This is a genomic window from Methanobrevibacter arboriphilus (assembly GCF_019669925.1).
GTDB lineage: Archaea > Methanobacteriota > Methanobacteria > Methanobacteriales > Methanobacteriaceae > Methanobinarius > Methanobinarius arboriphilus_A.
Genome location: NZ_AP019779.1, coordinates 929001 through 935000 on the forward strand (window position 1 = coordinate 929001; position 6000 = coordinate 935000).

At 24.0% G+C, this 6000-nt stretch carries 5 protein-coding genes (1 of these 5 cut by a window edge); 2 read left to right on the forward strand and 3 right to left on the reverse strand.

All coding sequences use genetic code 11. The annotated features are described in order from the left end of the window. The first annotated feature begins 35 nt into the window (after window positions 1–35). Window positions 36–998, forward strand: a complete 963-nt coding sequence (locus tag MarbSA_RS04095) for a tyrosine--tRNA ligase (RefSeq protein WP_054835918.1) — start codon at window positions 36–38, stop codon at window positions 996–998. 208 nt (window positions 999–1206) lie between these two features. Continuing rightward, entirely contained in the window at window positions 1207–1425 is a 219-nt protein-coding gene (locus MarbSA_RS04100; protein WP_042701932.1) for a hypothetical protein, read from the forward strand. A gap of 143 nt (window positions 1426–1568) precedes the next feature. Here MarbSA_RS04100 and tmk read toward each other — a convergent pair whose 3' ends face one another. The 3 genes from tmk to MarbSA_RS04115 all read right to left on the reverse strand — a co-directional run. After that, entirely contained in the window at window positions 1569–2159 is a 591-nt protein-coding gene (tmk, locus tag MarbSA_RS04105; protein ID WP_054835590.1) for a dTMP kinase, read from the reverse strand. Between the two features lie 81 nt (window positions 2160–2240). Further along, entirely contained in the window at window positions 2241–4208 is a 1968-nt protein-coding gene (locus MarbSA_RS04110; RefSeq protein WP_221061914.1) for a MutS-related protein, read from the reverse strand. Between the two features lie 504 nt (window positions 4209–4712). After that, window positions 4713–6000 carry the end of a U32 family peptidase gene (locus MarbSA_RS04115; RefSeq protein ID WP_221061915.1) on the reverse strand. It continues 1691 nt past the right edge of the window, so only the last 1288 of its 2979 coding nucleotides appear in the window; its start codon lies off the right edge, out of view; the stop codon is at window positions 4713–4715.

Consider the following 6000-nt stretch of genomic DNA (forward strand, 5'->3'; position numbering starts at 1 on the left):
AGCAATTAAAATAAGCAAAGTTAACAAGTGATTAAATGGATATTAATGGAAAAATAGGCCTAATAAAAAAAGGAACACTAGAAATAATTAATCTTGAAGAGTTAAAAGAAAAACTTGAGAAAAGCCATCCAATTGCATATACTGGTTATGAACCTTCTGGAAAAATCCATTTAGGCCATGCTATTACTGTAATGAAATTAAAACAATTACAAGAATTAGGATTTAAAATAAAAATCCTTTTAGCAGACTATCATGCATACTTAAATGGAAAAGGCACTATTGAAGAAATAGAAAAAACAGCTAAATATAATGAAAAATGTTTTAAAGCATTGGGATTAAGTGAAAATACTGAATTTGTTTTAGGTTCAAGTTTCCAAACAAAGCCAGAATATACTGATAAAATTTATAATTTAGCTACAATTACAACATTAGTGAGAGCAAAAAGAAGTATGGATAAAGTAAGTAGAAGTAGTGAAAATCCAAAAGTTGCAGATGCTATGTATCCATTAATGCAAATAGCTGATATGGTTGCTTTAAATGTTGATGTTGCATTAGGTGGAATGGAACAAAGAAAAATACAAATGTTAGCTAGAGAAAATCTTCCAAAAATAAATAAAACTCCTCCAGTATGTATACACACACCTCTTCTCCATGGTTTAGATGGCGATGAAAAAATGTCAAGTAGTAAAGGTAATTTCATAGCTATTGATGATAGTGAATCAGAAATAAGGAAAAAAATAAATAAAAGCTTCTGTCCAATGAAAGAAATTGAAGGAAATCCAATCATCGAACTGGCTACACACTTTATTTTTACAAATCAAAATAAAATAATTATTGAAAGGCCTGAAAAGTTTGGTGGAAATTTAAAGTTGACAGAAAAAGAATTAGTTGATATATATGCCGCTGGTGAACTTCATCCTATGGATTTAAAAAATGCTGTTAGTTCATTCTTAATAAGTTATTTAGCTAGTGTTCGAGAATACATGGAAAATAATTGAAGTTTTCTTTAATTATTTTAATAGAAAAAATTTTTTATAGTAAGAAAATCTGTTAAGAATCTTATTTTATAAAAATTTTATAAATAGTATTATAATAAATATAAATTCATGCTAAAATAAAAATATATTAAAAATATAGTTATATTAAAAAATAAAATTATATTTAAAAAAATAAAATTATTAACTTAAAAATACATAAGGGATTATTATGGATTATGAAATGAGATTACCAAATGGTGTTGGAGAACAAGTGCTTGCACATACAGTTGAAAAATTTGAAGTAAAACTAAAGCACACAGATTATGGGCCTGTATTAGTTGGAACAGCTGATGAACTAGAAAATGCAAGAGATTTTATTGTAAAATCAATTAATGAAAGATTAAATGAATTATCTAATAAAAAAGATGATAATGAAACTGAAAAATAATAACGAATTAAAATAATTCTTAATAAGTGGTTCTAATCTTTTATTAATTAAAATTAGTATAATAATATCAAATATATTCTAATTATATTCTAATAATACTTGATATATATTCTAATAATAGTAAATATAATAGTTTTAAAGATTTAATCAATCCCACTAACACAAATCCCAAGAAAAGGAGCAATTAACTTTCTAATATCTGATTGAACTTTATTAGGACCATTATTTGCATTTATAATTCTGAAATTATCATTATCATTAGCTAAATCTAAATATTTATTTTTAACATTAGATAAAAAATACTTTTTTTCAAATTCATCTTCACCAGAACATCTCTCAATAGCTAAATTAACATTTATATCTAAGAGAAGAACTAAATCTGGTCTTTTTGCATATTTATTTATTTCATAAATCCAATCTGATGGTTCTTGATATGCTAAACTTGAATAAAAAGACCTATCACTAATTATAATTTTATTACAATATTCTTCATTAGCTATCTTATCCATTAATAAGATACGATCAGCTGCAAACAACAAACCAAGAGTTTTTTGAATATTTTCTTTTGTAGCATTTGGTTTCCTGAGCATTTCTCTAATTAATTTCCCAATATCAGAATCTGTAGGCTCAACAATTGATTCTACTTCAATTCCAGAATCTTCTAACCATTTTTTAAGAGCATTAATTTGGGTAGTTTTTCCAGCTCCATCAATACCTTCTAAAACTATATACATAAAGATAGATTATGTCTTTAAGTTTATATATATTTATATATTTAATTATAATTCTGTATTTAATTATAGAATCATAAATGATTAGAACTTTTTAAGAATTTCGCCATAAACTTCTTTCATTTTACCTTCTGAATTTTCATAAATTCTTTTTAAAATAAATTCAGGAGTACTCCTAGCTAAACAATTCATTTTAGGAGTTCTATCAACTATCAAATTATAATTTTCATCAAGCCCTTTAGCTTCTATACCATCAACTCTAACATCTGCATAAGTCATCAATTCTTTAGCCATATGAGTTACTATTATTGCATAAGAGTTAGAATCTTTGATCATCTCTATAAAACTTGAAATAATTTTAACAGCAGCTTCCAATTCAGTTATTCCCTCAAGTTCATCAAGAAGAACTAATTTTTCACTATCAGTAGTTACAATTGGCATAAAAACATTTAAAAATGATTCAAATGCACCTGCATCTAAAGATCTCTTTTTTGAAAAGTGATAAATTTCATCAAGCAATTTAACTTCTGCATTTTTTGCACATACTGGAAGACCCATTTGAGCCATAATAGAAATTTGGGCAATAGTTTCAAGTAAAGTAGTTTTTCCACCACTATTAGCTCCTGTAAGAAGAGCTACATTATCATTATCTCCTAAATTATAATCAATTCTTTGAATATAATCTCCATTTTCAAGACCTAGCTCTAGATGTAAAGTTTCTTCAAGTTTAAAATCATTCCCTAATGTAGCAGGCATCAAATCATACTCATAAGCAAAACTGCCCAACGTAAACTCATAATCAAATTCTAAAGTTTCCTTGACTTCCTCTATTGCTTGATTCTTTATACTAGCTAAATAATTAGCTGCAGTAATTTTTTTATCAAACAAGTCATTTTCTTTTTCTGAATTTTGCATAAGTTTTATCCTTTCTAACTCATTTTCATCAAGCTCAAGAGGATATTGTCTTAAAAAAGGATCAAAATCAATGCCAGTTTCTGTTTTAATATTTTGTTTACCTTTAGTTATAATATCATCAAATATTTTCTCAATTTTAGGAGGCATTGCATTATTTAAAAGATCTAATACTTCATCACCCTCAAGATCAATTTCTTTAATTGAAAGTCTAAGTTCTTCATCTAGTATAGCTTTAACAGAATTTACAACTTTATCAATATCAACATCTCTTTTTTTAAGAGAGTTAACTTCATCCAAAATAGGACTTATATCTTCAAGAATTGTCTTTTCATTAAGAATTTTTCTAATTTCACTTACCCTATTAAAAAGATCTATATTTTTATTAAAATAATCAAGGATTAATTCTGGAACAATTTCATGTTCAGGAGCTTCTTTACTAATCATGATTGAATTGTTCATTTCATTAACTTCAATAAAACCTTCGCTATATACATAAAATATTAGTTCATAGCTACGGATCTCTTCTTCAAGCATAGATGATGAAGAAGCATTAATTATTGGATAATATTGATTAAACCCTAAATCCATTAAATAATCATTATCTTCATCACTTTCCACAAGAATAGCTTTACTTGGATCATAATCTGGTCGAACTTCTTTTGGAATATCCAAATTCTTCATTAATCCTCTAAGTTTTATAATAGGTAATTTTGAAACTTTTTCTTTTGCATTCATTACAAAATCAACATTATTTTCAATCAAAGATTTATCTTTAGAAGGAGATAATAAGAGAATTCTATTTTCTGAATATTTAGTGTTAGAATAAGATATAATCTTTTGAATTATTTCTTCATATAATTGAACTGCACGTTCACTTTTTAAAAATTCTTGTGTAGGATTTCCAAGTAATTGATTCATTATTTCAATTGCCTTTCTTTGACTTATACCTTCAATATTTATTAGACTTTCTAAATCAAGACTTTTTACAATTTTTTGTAATTCTTCCTCCCCTCCAACTGATTTATATATTTTTTCAGCTAATTTATCCCCAACACCATTGACATTATGCAAATCCGCTTTTTGAACTCCATTTTTATAGCTGTTTTTACAGCTGTTTTTACGACTGTTTTCACTCATTTAAATCCCCATAAATCCTCTTTAAAATAATTAAGAACTATAAAAATTATAAAATAATATAAAATAACATGAAATACTGCAAAATGTTATAGAATATTAAAATTATAAAAAATATAATTGATTAAATCTTTTTATACTTTGATAAATTTATATAATTAAGTTTAACCTATAGCATTTGAAAAGTAATATTTTTATAAAACTTCAATTTTATAAAACTTTAATATTTTTATAAAAATTTAATATATTTATGAAATTTCAATATAAACAATAATATTATAATTAAAATACTAAAAACTAAAAAATTTTTACTAAAAACAATATTAATAAAAATTGTAATATTAGTAAAAATAGTAAAAATCAGCTGAAAAGAATTGACTAAAAGAATTAAATAAAAAGAATTAGTTTAAAAGAATTAGCTAAAAAATAGCTAAAAAATAGCTGAAAAGAATTAAATAAAAGATAAAAAAATTTAGAAATAAATTAATAAAAATATAATAAATTTAATTATAATTTTAAGTTTAGTAGATAATCTTTAGATTTCCATCGAGCATCAATTGAAAAATTATTAATACCAAATGAAACTAAGCGGGGAATTTGATCCTCCAAAGAAGTCTCACGACTATTTAAAATTAAGTTTCCACCCTCAACACTTTTGATAGGATAAAAATTATTCTTAAGATCATCCAAATAAAAATTAATATCATTAATACTTTTATCTTTAATAAAATTAAATTTAGGATTATTATTACAAATACTATTTATATAACTATAATGTTTTTTATCTATAAATGGTTTTCTAGTTATCAAAGTTTCTATATTACCCTTAACAAGAACTTCAGGAACAGGATTTTTAACTTCATAATTATCCATCAAAGTTTTTAAATCATTGATAGATAATTCAGGAGAAAAAGTCAATAAATCAAAATCTTTAAGATTTGAGGCAGAAATAGAATTAAAAACATTTAATGCATAGGAACCATAAATATTAACACTATAATTATCTTTTAAATAACTATTCATACCCAATAAGCTTGTCATGATATTTAGTTTTATGTTTAATTTTTTTAATATTCCAACTATTTTAATTAATCCTTCTTTAGTGTCTTTATGAGCTATATCTGGCCATTTCCATACAAGTTCATATTTTTGATTGTTTGAAATATTTAATGCTTCCTTTAAAAACATTATATAGTAACTAACATCGATAGGTTTTGATTCTAAAAAATCATTTCCAACTGGTACTTCTAAATATAATCGGTTGAAATTTGTTTCCCCATAATCATTGTTTGAAATATTTCTAAGGATCTCAAGATCATTGATATATGCAGATACTGAATATTTAGAAGTTTTATTATTATAACTTTCATTAATAATATTAAAACTCTCATTAACAACCTTATTATTATCAAGATGATGATTAGTCTTATTAATAATGTTACTATCAATATTGCTATTATTTATATTATTATAATTACTTATATCACTTTTATTACTAATATTATTATTACTATTAATATTACTATTATTGATACTATTATTGATATTAATCTCATTACTACTACTATTAATATTAGAAATACTTATAAAATTCCTTTTAAAATCTTTTAACCTATTTTTTGAAATATTCAGATCATTATCATCAGGAATATAACTATTTAAAATAAGAATCTCTAACTTATTAAAAAAATCTCTTCTAAACTCATTGATTTTACTTAATGGAGTAAATAAATTTCCAGAATAAAATATATCTATATTATCAATATAAAAAGGAAGGTCACCTATCTTTAAAAGC